15 protein-coding genes are annotated in these 15,642 nt (G+C 31.3%); 6 read left to right on the forward strand and 9 right to left on the reverse strand.

All coding sequences use genetic code 11. From position 1 onward, the window contains the following. The first annotated feature begins 76 nt into the window (after positions 1-76). From ACFX4W_RS04905 to ACFX4W_RS04930, 6 genes are all read left to right on the forward strand, one after another. Entirely contained in the window at positions 77-823 is a 747-nt protein-coding gene (locus ACFX4W_RS04905) for a sugar phosphate nucleotidyltransferase (RefSeq protein ID WP_377558849.1), read from the forward strand. After that, positions 816-1,778 carry a dTDP-glucose 4,6-dehydratase gene (gene rfbB / locus ACFX4W_RS04910; protein WP_377558848.1) on the forward strand — a complete coding sequence of 321 codons (963 nt, stop codon included), beginning with the start codon at positions 816-818 and terminating at the stop codon, positions 1,776-1,778. Before ACFX4W_RS04905 ends, rfbB begins: the two co-directional genes overlap by 8 nt. Beyond that, positions 1,775-2,629, forward strand: coding sequence for a dTDP-4-dehydrorhamnose reductase (gene rfbD, locus ACFX4W_RS04915; protein ID WP_377558847.1), 855 nt, complete (start codon positions 1,775-1,777; stop codon positions 2,627-2,629). Before rfbB ends, rfbD begins: the two co-directional genes overlap by 4 nt. Next, the gene (locus ACFX4W_RS04920) at positions 2,619-3,077 is read left to right on the forward strand and encodes a dTDP-4-dehydrorhamnose 3,5-epimerase family protein (RefSeq protein WP_377558846.1); all 459 of its coding nucleotides are present in this window, start codon (positions 2,619-2,621) and stop codon (positions 3,075-3,077) included. The genes rfbD and ACFX4W_RS04920 overlap by 11 nt, the downstream gene beginning before the upstream one ends. Before the next feature lie 203 nt (positions 3,078-3,280). Next, complete coding sequence (locus ACFX4W_RS04925) at positions 3,281-4,570, forward strand: glycosyltransferase (RefSeq protein WP_377558845.1); 1,290 nt, start codon at positions 3,281-3,283, stop codon at positions 4,568-4,570. 201 nt (positions 4,571-4,771) lie between these two features. Continuing rightward, the gene (locus ACFX4W_RS04930; protein WP_377559278.1) at positions 4,772-5,191 is read left to right on the forward strand and encodes a hypothetical protein; all 420 of its coding nucleotides are present in this window, start codon (positions 4,772-4,774) and stop codon (positions 5,189-5,191) included. Positions 5,192-5,311: 120 nt separating this feature from the next. Here ACFX4W_RS04930 and ACFX4W_RS04935 read toward each other — a convergent pair whose 3' ends face one another. The 9 genes from ACFX4W_RS04935 to ACFX4W_RS04975 form a co-directional block, all read right to left on the reverse strand. Then, on the reverse strand, positions 5,312-6,523 hold the full coding sequence (locus ACFX4W_RS04935) for a glycosyltransferase family 2 protein (protein WP_377559063.1): 1,212 nt from the start codon (positions 6,521-6,523) through the stop codon (positions 5,312-5,314). Between the two features lie 125 nt (positions 6,524-6,648). Continuing rightward, complete coding sequence (locus ACFX4W_RS04940; RefSeq protein WP_377559065.1) at positions 6,649-7,494, reverse strand: DUF7164 domain-containing protein; 846 nt, start codon at positions 7,492-7,494, stop codon at positions 6,649-6,651. Positions 7,495-8,390: 896 nt separating this feature from the next. Beyond that, positions 8,391-9,401, reverse strand: coding sequence for a beta-propeller fold lactonase family protein (locus ACFX4W_RS04945; protein WP_377559067.1), 1,011 nt, complete (start codon positions 9,399-9,401; stop codon positions 8,391-8,393). 500 nt (positions 9,402-9,901) lie between these two features. Continuing rightward, a complete protein-coding gene (locus ACFX4W_RS04950) occupies positions 9,902-10,309 on the reverse strand; it encodes a DDE-type integrase/transposase/recombinase (RefSeq protein WP_377559069.1) in 408 nt (135 codons plus the stop codon). A 735-nt stretch (positions 10,310-11,044) separates the two neighbouring features. After that, on the reverse strand, positions 11,045-11,515 hold the full coding sequence (locus tag ACFX4W_RS04955; RefSeq protein ID WP_377559071.1) for a hypothetical protein: 471 nt from the start codon (positions 11,513-11,515) through the stop codon (positions 11,045-11,047). Then, entirely contained in the window at positions 11,509-11,751 is a 243-nt protein-coding gene (locus ACFX4W_RS04960; RefSeq protein ID WP_377559073.1) for a hypothetical protein, read from the reverse strand. Before ACFX4W_RS04960 ends, ACFX4W_RS04955 begins: the two co-directional genes overlap by 7 nt. A 287-nt stretch (positions 11,752-12,038) precedes the next feature. Further along, positions 12,039-13,166 (reverse strand): dTDP-4-amino-4,6-dideoxygalactose transaminase, encoded by a 1,128-nt coding sequence (gene rffA, locus ACFX4W_RS04965; protein ID WP_377559074.1) that lies wholly within the window; start codon positions 13,164-13,166, stop codon positions 12,039-12,041. Between the two features lie 24 nt (positions 13,167-13,190). Next, a complete protein-coding gene (locus ACFX4W_RS04970; protein WP_377559075.1) occupies positions 13,191-13,814 on the reverse strand; it encodes a GNAT family N-acetyltransferase in 624 nt (207 codons plus the stop codon). A gap of 137 nt (positions 13,815-13,951) precedes the next feature. Continuing rightward, a complete protein-coding gene (locus tag ACFX4W_RS04975; protein WP_377559077.1) occupies positions 13,952-15,352 on the reverse strand; it encodes a glycosyltransferase in 1,401 nt (466 codons plus the stop codon). Positions 15,353-15,642 lie beyond the last annotated feature (290 nt).

Consider the following 15,642-nt stretch of genomic DNA (forward strand, 5'->3'; position numbering starts at 1 on the left):
GCTCCGTTTGTTATTACGGAGCTTTTTATTTTTTTATATTTAAATTCTTTTGATTATAATACAGGAGGTATTGGTAATGAAGGGAGTTATTTTAGCTGGAGGTACTGGAACTAGATTAAGACCTTTTACAAATATTGTAAATAAACATCTTCTTCCAGTAGGGGAATATCCAATGATATATTGGTCAATATCTAAGATGGTTAAGTGTGGAATAAGAGACATCCTCATTATTACTAACAGGGGGGACTTAAAAGATTTTAAAAATATATTAGGAAATGGAGAAAATATAGGCGGGAATATTGAATATAAGGTTCAACCGTACGCTGGAGGAATATCACATGGATTGTTATATGCCAAAAATTTCATAAAGAATGAAAAATTTATTTTAATGCTTGGAGATAATATCTTTGAAGATTCTCTAGTACCATATGTAAAAAACTTTATAAACCAAACAGGAGGTGCAAAGATTTTACTCAAAGAAGTAGATGATCCCAAACGATTTGGAGTTGCAACGGTAGATGAAAGTACGGGAAAAATTATTTCAATTGTTGAAAAACCTCAACAACCCTTATCAAATTTTTGCGTAACAGGTATTTATATGTATGACAGTAAAGTTTTCAATTATATAGATAGCTTAACTGCTTCTTCTCGTGGAGAACTTGAAATTACTGATGTGAATAATATATATATACTTAAAAATGAAATGTCTTACGAAATTTTACAGGGATGGTGGATTGATGCTGGAACGCATGCATCCTTATTTAAAGCAAATCAGCTAATACAAGAACAGTTTAACAACACAAGGAATGATAATAATGAATAAAAGTATACTGGTTACTGGAGGAGCAGGTTTTATTGGTTTAAACTTTGTTTATTATATCTTGAAAAATACACCATACAATGTAACTATTATAGACTCACTTACTTATGCAAGCAATCCTGCAGAAATTTTACAATTGAAGCCTAACTCACGAATTAAATTTGTTAAAGGAAACATTATAAATAATGAGGACCTAAAAAAAATAATGAATCAAAATTATAAAGCTATTATCCATTTTGCAGCTGAATCGCATGTAGATAAAAGTATTCAAAGCGCAGAGGATTTTATACAAACTAATATAGTAGGTACTTATCGCTTGATACAATTATTACAAGATGGATACGCTGAAAAAATGATTCATATTTCAACAGACGAAGTTTATGGTACTTTAAATAAAAATGAATCAGCATTTACAGAGAAAACACCTATTTCTCCTAATAATCCCTATTCAGCTACAAAGGCTAGTTCCGATCTATTGGTTCGTTCTTACTTTGAAACTTTTGGTCTACCTCTTATCACTACAAGATGTAGTAATAATTTTGGGCCGTTTCAGAATAAAGAGAAATTTATCCCTACTGTTATTTATTGTGCTCTCCACAATAAAAAAATCCCTGTTTATGGAGATGGCATGCAGATTAGAGATTGGCTTTTTGTAGAAGATCATTGCACAGCAATATCTTCAGTACTTGAAAGAGGAATACCTGGTGAGGTTTATAATATTGGAGGGGGAAATGAAAAAACCAATATAGAGGTAGTTAGGAATATTTTAAGTGTCATGGGCAAAAGCGAAAGTTTAATAGAATATGTTGAAGATAGGAAAGGACATGACCGGAGATATGCAATTAATTCAAGTAAATTGCAAAAGGAGTTAGGGTGGAAGCAAATGGACCCATTTAATACATCCTTAGAAAAAACTGTTGCATGGCATATAAATAAATTTAAAGGGTCTTCTTTATGAAAATTTTAATAACAGGAGCTAACGGTCAACTCGGTAAATGTTTATCCCAAACCCTTAGAGAAGAAGGCCATGTTGTATTAACTTACAGTAAAGAGCAGTTAGATATAACTAATCGTAATCAAATAAGAGAAATCATTCAAAAATTAAAACCTGAACTGATTATTAATTCGGCCGCTTTTACAAAGGTTGATCTTTGTGAAAAAGAGATAGAAAAAGCATATGTTATTAACGGGATTGGTCCTTATTACCTCGCAGCTGAGTCAAAAGAAGAAAATATAAAATTTCTTCATATTAGTACAGATTATATATTTGCTGGAGATCAATTTAGTCCGTACGAAGAAGAAAGTCAGGCTGTTCCTAAAAATATTTATGGGAAAAGCAAGAGATTAGGAGAAGAATTAGCATTAGTTTTTGGCGGAGATGTGACAATTATTAGAACTTCTTGGTTATATGGACACGGTGGGGATAATTTTGTTAACACTATCAAAACCTTAAGTGAAAGATTAGATAAAATTGATGTAGTAGATGATCAATTTGGTTCGCCAACTTATACAAAGGATTTAGTAAATGTAATAAAAGAACTTATTACAATGCCTTCCGGAATTTATCATGTAACAAATTCCGGAAGTTGTAGTTGGTATGAATTTGCAAGAGAAATCATTAAATTTTTAAAAAAGGATACAGTAATTACTCCAATTTCTACGCGAGATTACGGTTCAAAAACTCCAAGGCCCCTCTACTCTGTTCTTAGTAATAAGAAACTTAATAGCACAGGAATATATGTTAGAAACTGGAAGGAAGGGTTGTATGAATATTTAGAAAAGGAGTGCATATATAAATATGAGGATTGAAGGAGTAAAGTCTAAAAAACTTATTAAGCATTGTGATGATCGAGGCTTCTTTGCTGAGGTACTAAGGGATGATGATGATTTATTATCTAATTTCGGGCAAATTTCATGGTCAACTTCTTTTCCTGGTGTTATCAAGGCTTTTCACTACCATCAAAAACAGGACGATATATGGTTTTTTCCATCTGGTAACGTTCAAGTTGTACTGCATGACCTTAGAGAAAATTCTTCTACAAAGGGGCAAACAGAGATTTATTACATGGGAGAGGATAATCCCATTATATTATTAATTCCTAAAGGAGTTGCTCATGGATATCGCGTTCTTGGAGAAAAATCTGCGACAGTCATCTATTGTACTACAAAATCTTATGATCCTACTAATCCGGATGAAAAAAGAATTTCTTGGAATGATCCTGAAATAGGATTTGATTGGAATACTAAATTTAAGTAATAGATTTGGTAAAGGGCTTTTTAACTATAATAAGAGTCGATGAATATTATTTAGGGCGCAGGTTATGAATATAAGTAAAATATATACACATCTTATTTTATTATTATCTATCATTATACAAGATACTAGGGTATAAATTTCTTTAAGAAACATATGAATTTAAAAATAGGTTTCTTGAGATGTAAAGAGGGGGATTTAATAAAATGAAAGTTGCAATTCTCACCATGTTTAATGGTTTAGATAGTACGTATTCTCTGGTAAATGTGGTAGCAGAACAGCTTAGGATGTTACTAGATGATAACCAAGAACCCATAATGCTTATTAGTGAAAATTGTCCTTTAGATGAACGGTATGGAGTTTTTCTTGATGAAAGGATTGAATGGAGGAAAGTTGTAAATCAAATTAATGGTAAACAATTTAACTGGGGAGATTATAGTCAACCGAACGGAAAGGTGCATGATACTTTTTTTGAAGAGGCGGATATTATTGCTGATGATTTGATTCAAAAATTATCTGATATACAAGTTTGTATTATGCACGATATCCATTATCAAGGGTGGCACTTAGTTCATAATATTGCTGTTAGAAAAGCCCAGCAAGAGTTGCCAAATTTAAGGTTTATTGCGTTTACGCACTCTGCCCCAGCCAATCGACCTCCTAACCCTAAATTTCCATTTTCTTCAAGATATACTCAGATGCCGAATACATTATATGTTTATCCTACTCAGTCAGGCATTTCAGCACTTTCTAAACAGTATAATGTGCCGGAAGGTCTTTGTAGGGTAGTTAACAATAGTCTAGATATTTTAAACTATGTAAGTGATGAAATAAAAATATTATCGAAAGAAGTAGATTTAGTTACCCCTGAAATAATTGTAGTTTATCCTGGAAGGTTAACAACAGGAAAGAAGTTCGAAAAAGTTGCAGCTTTATGTGGTGCTATTAAAAAGCAATGCGAGAAAACAGTGCAGGTAATTTTTTGTGATTTTCCAAGCTCAGACATTTCATCGAAAAAATATAAGGAATTTATCCGAACCCAAGGCAGATCGTTTGGTTTAAACTCGGGAGATATGTTTTTTACCTCAGATATTAAAGATTTTGAAAAAGGTTTTCCTCGAAAAGCTGTTTTAGAACTATTTTCGCTATCTAATCTTTTTATATGTCCCTCTTACTCTGAATCGTTCGGTTTAACAGTGCTAGAGGCAGCAGCAAAGGGGAATTTTATTGTGTTGAACCAGGCCGTTCCTGCTTTGGAAGAGCTAGGAAAGAACATGAATTCTTATTTCATGAGGTGGGACGCAAGAAACTTCGGTTATGATACTCGAGAGACGTATAATCCTTCCGAAGAGGCCTATCTCCAAGAACATGCAGAAATAATCATAAATAAAATGCGCGAAAATCCTGTTATACATGCAAAAATATTGGCAAGACAACGTTATAGTCCTCAATGGATATGGAATAACCAATTAAAACCTATGTTGCAGTTTTTCTAATTACGATAGTAAATTTATATGTTATATTACCTAGGGACATTTAGGTTTTAAAACTAACAAGGATTTTAAAATCATAAAAAAGGCCACCAATTAAGGTGGTCCTTTTCTTTAGGGGAGTGAGAATATTTTCAAAGCATGAATAGATAGAAATTTATTCATGCTAGAGGTTCTTTCTAAATAATTGCTCCAGTAGTGGTTGTCGTGGTCGTTGTTGTAGAAGTAGTGGTTGTCGTGGTTGTCGTTGTAGAAGTAGTGGTTGTCGTTGTAGAAGTAGTGGTTGTCGTTGTAGAAGTAGTGGTTGTCGTTGTAGAAGTAGTGGTTGTCGTTGTTGTAGAAGTAGTGGTTGTCGTTGTAGAAGTAGTGGTTGTCGTTGTTGTAGAAGTAGTGGTTGTCGTTGTTGGAGGAGGGCATGTTGTACTTATACTTAGAACGGATTCACAATTAAATGTTATAATTCCTTCAGCAGTTAGACCTGTAACACGTCCTGTAATAGGACAAAAATCAGTAAAATTCAAACAAATTTGTTTTCCACTTCTAAACGTTACGAAAATTTGTACTCCAGGTACTAATTTTTTGAATTTTTTACATAAAGACATTATTATCACCTCTTTAGTTCTGTAAGAACCAGTAACTATTAATTATTTTATGAGACTGGTCCTCTTCCTGTTTGTGTTTTTTAATTATACAACTCAATAAAAAATATTTTATTTTACAGTATATTTACTACCATGCAAGTTATTCTCATTGTGAATTTTTGAAAAGATAATAAAAGTAGCGATTAACATAATCATTCTCTACTTCTATAAAATTATTGTAACCCTTTAAAAAACCTAATATGTTAGAAGGGTAAATATCATCAAAGATATATTTTATAAATGGATAATTATCTCCTAGTACAGTATTTAATGCAGTTTCTAATTCTTTTTCTGGAAAATATGTTTTTGGAATCCAGAAGTGTAAATGCCCCTTCTTTTCAGTAAATATAGAATCATTTATAATATTTAATAATTTAGTTTTCCATTGAGAGTCTTTATTAGTCCAATCTGCTACGAATAGTATCTTTTTATAATCATCCTGCTTGATAACTTTGTTGTAGTTTTGCTTGAAATGTTCTAGTTTAAAAGGAATAAAATGCTCATTTTTATTATATACAACGTTTTCAATGATACCTTTCCGATCAGCATGACTAAAACCATTTCTATTCCATTTTATACAAAATTTACTTACATTAGATTCAAAAGCTGCATTTAACTTTATAGGTTCTTGGTTCAAGGAAACTGTTCCAATATGTTGGACGAAAGAAGAACCAGCAATTGCTATTTTATAGCCAGCAATCCCTGCCCTTAAACATATATCATCATCATCATATAGACCCATTCCAAACCAAAAATCATTTCCACCTATTAATGATAATAGCTCTTTTTTTAAACACATGCATGCTCCAATTACTTTATGAGCGTATATAAGTTTATCTTTGTTTTCTCTCATAAATTTTTCTGCATACTCTTGCATTTCTTCAGGTGAATTAAAACTTAATCCAAGACCTTGAGGGCCATAAGCATAGGACAAGTAAGGAACAGCCATCCCTATAGAGTCGTCATTCTCTAATGTATTTACAATTCCATCAAACCAATGATCAGGAAATATCAAATCATTATTTAATATACTTATAATATTTCCCTTGCATTCTGCGAGGCCCATGTTTACAGCAACTGGATACCCCATATTTATTTCTAAATTAATGGGAATTATATTAATTTTATTTGTATCATATATTTTTTTTAATTTATTGACTTCTTTTTTTGTATCGTCTATAGATCCATCATTTACCACTATGATTTCGATACCTTTTTCCAGGTGTGTATTGTTAAGTGATTTTATTAAAGTAGTAATTGCTTGTTCAGTTAATTGGGATTTGTTGTAGCATGGAATCACAAAACTATAATAAGACAAATTAATTAACTCCTTTCTATCCCTTAACCCCAAAAATACATAGTATAAATTTATTAATGTTTTAATTGAGTTAAGAAACGAATAATAATTTACAACACTATTTAGATTAGTTGCTTTATTAATTGCTATTTAAGAGGAAAAAGCTTTTTGGAATTTAATGCTATAAATAGACAATAGTCTTTGATTTTATTAATATCTAAGTTCTCTGTACTTAATTTATCATAATTACCGGCTGTAAAATGGAATTTGGAAAACATGTTATCTGTGTGCCAACAATGTATATGTGAATGAGAATAAATGGAATCTTCAGATGCACTTCCATAGTCCAGGTTTTGTGTATCAACTTCTATATTATCTACTAGATGGTTAACTGCAATTTCACAACCATACATTGTTGCAACTCCTTTATACCAACTAGGCCATTTGCCTTCATCCTCTTTAAATTCTTCTGTCAAAAGTTTTTCAGAAAGAAAAACTCCAATCTTACACACTTCTCTAACTGTTTGAGGGTTTCCATAGTGTGTAGATCCTAAATTATGAAAACCTTGGTGGCGGAGATTATGTTTGGAAGCTAACTGTTTAAGGTTTGAAATGGTTTTTTGATCATTAACATACCCACCTCGTCCTACTGTGTAGGATGTGGGATAATAAGAATTCCAAGCAGGGGTTAAAAAAGTATCTGCATCTGTCCTTAAAATATAATCATATTCATCTAAAAATGTAGCTTCTTCACCTGCTAAACAACTAATTGAGTTAATAAAACGATAGTTTAAAAATTCTGGAGGGTTATCGGCTATTCCGACTTGAACTTTTATACAGTCACTTGGTATCTTATTTAAAGCTTCTTTTGTTCCAAACACTACTAAATCGGTATCTTCTGATTGGATATAATTTATAGATGTATATAAGCAACCTAATTGAAGTAATAAATGCGGATTATCCTCTACAAAAACTACAACAGCTCTTTTCATTAACACACCTTCTTTCGGAAAATTCAGTTTTTAATTCGAATAAAATCTAAAGAAACTTTAGATAGTACATTTAAACATATGTTTCTGTACAAATAAAAATCCCTATTGCCTATTTGTTTGATCCAATTATATTATGAATTGTTCGTTCAAAACTTATGATAGATTGTTTCATAACGCCCTCGAATTTTTGTTATGCTTAACCATTTTTGTCTTAGTTTATGTTTAAATATAGCCTTTAACTGCTCTTAATTAATATTTTTGGAATTTTCCACTTTGTTATCGTATGAAATTTTTAGTGAAAGGTGTATTTAGAAAGAGGTATTTTTATAAAATGTATACTTTTAGATAACTATAGATTTGCTAATCTTATTGTAGAAGAAGCGTCTAACTGCTATGTATATACAATCTAACTGTAAGATGCGTTGCAAAAAACGTGGATATTTTAATGATATGATGGCAAGTGTTATTTCTATTTACAAACGAATAATTTAATGTGGAGCTAGCTTTAATTCTTATGGGTTATAATTCCTTCTTAATCAAACAATAATTATTACTAAAAAACTTTTTTTAAATTAACATATCTAACTTAATAATATTGAATACGAGATGGACGCTAGAGCAAACAAGAGACCAAAAAGCATTCAGCTTTATAAAGGTCTTTTGTTCAATTAAAAGATATGCAAATCAAGTCTATAATGAGATAAAACTGTGGATGGTTAATGGATCTTTTGATCCCAATCAGTATAAAATGTCGTGACTCATAGAATATTGAAACTACGCTGATAATTTTAGCTTACAAAAGCTAAAATTATTAGCATTTACTTATTGCTTTCGTTATTATTTTAATTTAATAATTAGGAATTCCCTATAAACTAAAATGAAACATTTTCGATAAATTATATATTTCTTGCAATATAAATTGCAAAAGGGCTTAAGCCAACTTGAATGGTTTTATTTAAATTGTTAGACTTCGTATCAATAACAGAGACAGTGTTAGAAGAGGAATTAGGAATATAAACTTTCTTATTATCAGGTGTGATGGCTATAGATTGAGGGTTTAATCCAACGGGAATAGTAGCTATAATACATTTAGTAGATACATTAATAACTGAAACGTTATTATCACCTGTATTAGTTACATAAGCATATTCTCCATTAGGTGTAATTTTTACAATTAACGGAAAATTTTCCACTAATATTAGGTTAGTAACAGTATTACTAGTAGTATCGATAATTGAGATATCATTTGAGTTGGAGTTTGTGACATATAGTTCATTTCCATCTGGTGTAATTGATAAGGATCGAGGAGCATTTCCTACTGGAATAGTTGCCTCTACTGTATTCGTGTGCCTATTAATGAGAGAGACAGTATTAGAGAATTGATTGGTCACATAAATACGTTGGCCATTAGGACTTATCACTAAATCAAAAGGATTTTGACCAACAGAAATATTAGAGATTACCGAGTTTGAATGTCTATCAATAACAGAGACAGTATTGGAGAATAAATTTGTAACGTAAATCATTCCTCCATCTGGTGTGACGGATAAAGAGTTTGGAGCATCTCCAACTGAAATTACTGCAGTTACTGTATTTGTCAGAGTGTTAATAACAGAAACATTGTTTGAGCCTTGATTAGCTACATAAATTAGTTCTTCATCTGGCGTTATGACTAGGTTTCGAGGATTCGCCCCTACTGCAATAGTAGAAATTACTGAATTTGTATTTGTATTAATGACAGAAACACTATTACTAAAGAAGTTGGATACATACACAAAATTTTGATTTGACTTAGCGACTAATGCTATGGGAAATTCCCCAACTGGTACAGTGGCTATTGTATTATCTGTCTTAGCATTAATAATTGAAATATTATTCGACCTGGTATTAGCTATATATACAAACATGAAAAAACCCTTTCTTATATTTAATTAACATGAAATATATTCCAATAAAAAGAAATATCTATTGAAAATTAAAATATCCAAAGTTTGTTTTCTTGATAAAATTTAAATTTCTAACATCAGTAGTTGTAGATGAAGTAGTGGTTGTAGATGAAGTAGTGGTTGTAGATGAAGTAGTGGTTGTAGACGTTAGAGGAGGACAAGATGTACAAAAATTTAATACTGATTTACAGTCAAAACTAACAATTACTCCGTCGGATGTTATCCCCTTCACACAGCCTTTAAGTTCCTCAAAATTTAAAAATTTAATGCAAATTTGTCTACCATTCTTTAATGTTATAAAGAGATTTTGACCTAATTTAATATTGGTAAATAGCTTACAATGAGACATTATTTCATCTCCTTTTATTTAAGGACAAGTACTATGATAGTATATGAATTAATTTTTATATTGATTGGGTTTTTGTGTCAGTGAAAGTAAAAAGGATACTATGAATTCTGTCTCAGTTATACCAGGTCTCTATAAACTGAAACACGGCAAGCTTCACTGCACGGTAATTTGCATACTGAGTACGATAAACTTCTTCTTTCTTTAGAATGGCGTGAAATGATTCTATACAGGCATTGTCATAAGGACAGTCTTTCTGGCTGAAAGAATGCCTAATTCCGTGTTTTGGGACATGCTGAGTAAATTCACTGCGAGTATATTGTGAGGCAAAATCAGTATGAACAATTAACCCCTTTTGGGATTTTTGAGAAAAACAGGCGTTTTGAAGTGCTTCGATTACCAATTGTAATGTCATGAAAGGAGAAAAAGAATAAGTAACGATTTTTTGAGATGGAGATCCAATACAGTGGCCCAATAGTACCAGTCTCTTACCGTAGGAATATACGTAATATCCATCACCCATTTTTCATTGGTCGTGCTGTACTGGTAGAGAAGTCTCTTTTTGAAAGATTATCCAGCTGCACAACCTTTTCTTTTGAGAGGGACGGACGGTATTTTTTCCTGGTAATCGAACGGATGCCCACTTCTCTCATTAAACACTGGACACGCTTTAAACTTCTGTTTAATGAGGTTTTATGAATTTTCGGACGCTATAGCAAGCCTTATTTTCCAGTTCACGCTTGGACGTTGTTTTTTCAAGAAAGTCATGGTAGCTGCTACTTTGCACATTTTCGGGACGGAGTATTGATTTTTGTGTTCCTCGATAAAATCGTTGAGCTCTGCTTTGATTACTTTTTCAAGAATATGATCACAGCCTTTTTTAGGATTTCTACTTCCTGTTTTAAGTGAAGGGTTTTTTCTGGGTTTCGGACAACTCTTTTGGTGTCAGGTCCTCTTTCTCTGAACGAATAGGGGAAAAGTCTTTCACCTGCACGTCTACGTTCCATTTCGGACAAATCCCCTCAAAAAAATTATAAGTACTTAATTAAATGGTGTCCATGAAACTATAATAACTTCAAGATTTTCCATAATTCAAAAATTGGTTAAGATTTAAAAGGTGTTTATATCATGAGAAATTAAGAATATCCAATATGCATTCTCTTATCCTTTGAAAATATTCTAAGATAGATGAGGTGATGTAATTGGAATTTTTACATGTTTGAACGAATGGAAAAATTATATCCCTTAGGTCATTCAGCTATTTTTTTATAAAGTCTCCTAATTCTTGTTGTGTATGCGAATCCAAGAGATTAAGTCTATCTTTAAAAGTTTTCTTTGCATACGTATATAGTTTAATATCTAATTCATTTTTTTCTTTTATAGCATCTATAATTTTTGAAGGTAGCTGCTTTTTATTAGGTCTGTTAGGAGTAACATTAGCAATTTCATAATTTAAATTGCTCCAACCAAAATCTTTTTTTAATAAAAAGAGAGATTCGTTAAAATTTTCCATAATCCCAAACGTGGAAATCTTTTCAGTTAAATTCTTTTTTGCAACTTCTAAATCTGGTTCTATTCCTAAGGGCTTACCAGAAATGAAAGTTGTTTGAAGATTAAAAAGTTGTGGTTCATTTGAATTAACAAATTCTTCTAAACTTTTGCTTGTTAGTCCACAATTCAACCAATAGTAATAAAAAGAAATGATTCTATCTATAGGATCTCTTAACATAGTGAAAATTTTTTTTCAAATGGTATTTCTAGATATATTCCTAGGTGCACATGGGCCCATATACATTTTATTTTCTTATTTTTTTGTAAGATCCTCCAGTCTATGAAATCGTTAGTGCTAGGCAAGTCTAATATCTCTTCTGGAAGATATTGTGTTCTTAGAATATTACGGAGAGTTGTACCTCCAGTTTTAGGTAAATGAAGAAAAGTGACTAAATATTTATTTTCTTTTTCCATTATTTAATCTCCTTTAAGTTACTTTATCTACATTGTTAAAAGTAAAGTCAATGTAGGAATAAATAGAGAATATTCTTTTATTTAGAGAAGAAATAAATAGATGTCTATAAAATCCTTAACTTTATTGGTTTTTTTCTATACATTGAGAAAAATATAACAATAAAGTTAGACAAAGGACAAAATGACATATAGAATCTTCTACTGTTAGACTGATTGGAAAATTAAATGAAATACATTTAATTAAATAGCTTATTAACTTATAAATTTAGTTAAGGTTTAATAAACCTCTATTTATAAAATTGATGTAAACATTGACAAATATAAAGTATTTCTTCTTCCTTTAATTTAAAAAACATAGGTAATCTAATAAGCTTTTCACTTTCTGATGTAGTATATTTATCAGTTCCATGAAATTTTCCCATTAGTTTCCCTGCCTTTGATGAATGTAAAGGGATATAGTGGAAAACACTCATGATATTATTTTGTTTTAAATATTTAATAAGCATGGTTCGTTCCTTTAAATCTTTCACTTTGATAAAAAACATATGAGCGTTATGAGTACATTCACTAGGAATGAAAGGTAAGGTAATAGCTCTCTTCTCGGCTAAAGGTTGGAGGTTTTTATAGTAGATATCCCAATGCTTTAATCTCTCAGCATTAATTTCTAAAGATTTTTCTAATTGAGCAAATAAATATGCAGCATTGAGTTCACTGGGTAAATATGAAGAACCAATGTCTACCCAAGTATACTTATCTACTTGTCCTCGAAAAAACCTAGATCGATCTGTTCCTTTTTCTCGAATAATTTCTGCTCGTGCAATTAGTTCTGGATCATTAATAACTAATGCTCCACCTTCTCCACAAGTATAATTTTTTGTCTCATGAAAACTATAACAACCTATATGACCAATACACCCGAGAGCTTTATTATTATACTTACTCATAACTCCTTGAGCAGCGTCTTCTATAACAAATAAGTTGTATTTTTTGGCAATTTTTAAGATAGAATCCATATCACATGAAACACCTGCATAGTGAACTGGTACAATTGCTTTCGTTTTTGAGGTGATTGCTTCCTCAATTATTTTTTCATTAATGTTCATAGTATCTTTTCGAATATCTACAAAAACAATTTTCGCACCTCTTAATGCAAAAGCATTTGCTGTGGAAACAAATGTATAAGAAGGCATAATGACTTCATCATTCTCTTTAATGTTTATCAAAAGTGCTGCCATTTCCAAGGCGTGAGTACAAGAAGTTGTCAACAAAATCTTAGGACATCCTAAGTAATCTTCTAACCACTTATGACACTTTGAGGTGAAAATTCCATCTCCAGAAAGTTTTCCATTCTTAATGGCTTCAAGAATATATTTCTCTTCATTTCCAGTTACAGCAGGAACATTAAAAGGAATCATTATTTCCTCCTTAAAATTAAAGCCCTAATTATTTAGCCAGATATGGTATACAGTTTCACTTTTCCTCAGTATGAATTTGTTTTTTGAGTATAGGTAACAAGCTTCTTTATTTTTTTGCTGAGTAATAACTTGAAAACTTTCAAGACCTTCTGATATGCACCATAATTCACCCTGGTGGATGAGGGAACTTCCTATTCCTTGCCCTCTATTCAAAAAATCAACAGCAATTAATCCAATACGGCCTTCATTTTTTATTTTATTTAATGTCATCATTCCTACGATATTATTATTATCTTTAGCAATGAATACTTCATTAGCGATAGTTTTATTTACGGAATTATACATCCAAGTTTTATATAGTTTCTTAAAAACATTAGAGTTAATTTTAGGATCATTATTAAATCTAGAATGTATACCACTTTCAATTGCTAGATTGTTCATTTTTGCAGTTGGAATGCCTTCTTTATATTGTTCTACTGTATACCCATTTGGGTAATTAATTTGTTGTATATTTTTTTTCTTTATTTCTTTCCTATAAGTTAATTTATTGTCTACTAAATATCCACCAACTGATTTTACATATGTCTCTATTAGCGGACTTATTTTTTCCTCAATACAATAAACTAAGGTAATTCCTTGTTTTCTCATGTTTTCTATTTCACTAAGAAAAGTAATTCTATCTGTATCACTAGGAGAATATATAGCAACTTTAAATCCAAAAAAGTTAGAATCCCATTCTAAAATTTTATGAATTTTTTATCCCTCACTTTCAAAAATAAAGAGTGTTAACCTCCCCCATTTAATAGTTGCATTTGTGCTCTTATTTCATCATATGTGTAATCTATATTAGATGGGATCTGGTTTGAAAAACCAATGGAATGGTTGGAAGGAATCTTTGTCAATAGGTTATCTAAATAATCATTCCACCCCTTCCCTATATGTTTTGCTGAAACAGCTGTTCTTTGCCTTTCTGTCTGGGTTACTCTTAATTTCTTATCATTAATAATATTTATTAGATATTCGCTATATTCATTAAGGCTTAACGCATTTTGATTCATTCCATCATAATATTCTATAGTAAGAATATTGGATAGAGGTTTAGGAGATCTAACAACGGGCACCCCATATAGCGCAGCATCTAAGGCAGCTGTTGGTGAACTCATAGGAAAGCTTTCTACAAAAATGTCCGCTATTCCGTAGTAGTCTTCAATATCCTCTAATACTCCTTGAACAATAATTCTTCCATTTGTAGCACTTATTGCTTGTTGCCATAATTCATTATTCTTATCAGCTCCTATCACATATAGAATTACATCTGGACATTGGTTTATAATATTAGTCATCACCTTCATGTAATTCAATATACCAAATGGAATAAATTTAAATGCAGAGGCAATTGTAAGCAAAACAACCGTGTCCTCGTTAATTCCGAATTTTTTTTTGTATTGGCTAGTTGAAAGTAATTGTTTACTGTTCAATGGTAAAGGTAATATCTCTGATTGTTTAACTTGTCTTCTAGATAGCGAAATTTCTTGGCCCGGAACTCTGGGGTCCGCTATTAGGTCTGAAATACCTACACCTAACCAAAATACATGATCGGCATGATTTAAAAATATAACTGGGGGCCCTTCTGTATTTCCAAAAGCTATAAGAGGAATTGAATCATTAGGATGTATATGCAATATTATTCTATCTGCCCAACGATATGCAACAGTTCTCAAAAACTGGGATCGTTCACTTACACTTAAACCTAAAGGAATAATAATTAAATTACCACCAGTTAATTGAACAGCTTCTGAAAGCCAAGAGGGTATTCCGAGCCCTTGGTCAGTTATAATAATAGAGTGAACTTCATTGTAATGAGCTCGTGCTCTAATCCAACGTTCCACTAAACGTGTGTGTCCACCTGTTGGATAAGCTGTAGTTAATACATGTAAATAGCAAGTCTTTGTGGTGTTTTTTTTTAGAGTTACATTTTTATTAGGTACATATTTAAATTTTTGTCCTAAGGAAAGTAACTCTTCTTCTAATTGATTGTGAAAGTAAAATCCTGGATGCGCAAGCCATGCTTTGGTAGCTGCTTCCCTTGCAATTGACATTTGGGTATTCAAGTCTTGTGGTGATTTTTGGATTCTATTCATTGAATTTTCAAATTCTCTTCTGTTTTTTTCTATTTGAGTGTTCATAATAATACTCCTATTCAATTAATAAATATTTCATCTAGATAATTTATGAAAAAGTTAAGATATTATTAATAAATTTAACCTTCATATGTAATAAAATAATAATTGCCATTATTTTGTGGAGTTGTTATAGTTGCATAGACGCTATTTAATTAAATCCTTATAATTTTTTTGAGGGTATTTGTCTGAAATGGAACGTAGATGTGCGGGTGAAAGATACAATCATGAGTTTAAGAAAATTATAGTAATCTCGGCTGTTAACCCCCTCAAGAAATTAAGAGTCAAATGAGAAA

The organism is Priestia sp. YIM B13489 (assembly GCF_042787645.1).
GTDB lineage: Bacteria > Bacillota > Bacilli > Bacillales > Bacillaceae_H > Priestia > Priestia megaterium.

Coding starts and splice junctions, on each gene's coding strand:
- ACFX4W_RS04905 (WP_377558849.1), top strand. CDS start 77: ATGAAGGGAGTTATTTTAGCTGGAGGTACTGGAACTAGATTAAGACCT.
- rfbB (WP_377558848.1), top strand. CDS start 816: ATGAATAAAAGTATACTGGTTACTGGAGGAGCAGGTTTTATTGGTTTA.
- rfbD (WP_377558847.1), top strand. CDS start 1,775: ATGAAAATTTTAATAACAGGAGCTAACGGTCAACTCGGTAAATGTTTA.
- ACFX4W_RS04920 (WP_377558846.1), top strand. CDS start 2,619: ATGAGGATTGAAGGAGTAAAGTCTAAAAAACTTATTAAGCATTGTGAT.
- ACFX4W_RS04925 (WP_377558845.1), top strand. CDS start 3,281: ATGAAAGTTGCAATTCTCACCATGTTTAATGGTTTAGATAGTACGTAT.
- ACFX4W_RS04940 (WP_377559065.1), bottom strand. CDS start 7,494: ATGAAAAGAGCTGTTGTAGTTTTTGTAGAGGATAATCCGCATTTATTA.
- ACFX4W_RS04945 (WP_377559067.1), bottom strand. CDS start 9,401: ATGTTTGTATATATAGCTAATACCAGGTCGAATAATATTTCAATTATT.
- ACFX4W_RS04950 (WP_377559069.1), bottom strand. CDS start 10,309: ATGGGTGATGGATATTACGTATATTCCTACGGTAAGAGACTGGTACTA.
- ACFX4W_RS04955 (WP_377559071.1), bottom strand. CDS start 11,515: ATGTTAAGAGATCCTATAGATAGAATCATTTCTTTTTATTACTATTGG.
- ACFX4W_RS04960 (WP_377559073.1), bottom strand. CDS start 11,751: ATGGAAAAAGAAAATAAATATTTAGTCACTTTTCTTCATTTACCTAAA.
- rffA (WP_377559074.1), bottom strand. CDS start 13,166: ATGATTCCTTTTAATGTTCCTGCTGTAACTGGAAATGAAGAGAAATAT.
- ACFX4W_RS04970 (WP_377559075.1), bottom strand. CDS start 13,814: ATGAGAAAACAAGGAATTACCTTAGTTTATTGTATTGAGGAAAAAATA.
- ACFX4W_RS04975 (WP_377559077.1), bottom strand. CDS start 15,352: ATGAACACTCAAATAGAAAAAAACAGAAGAGAATTTGAAAATTCAATG.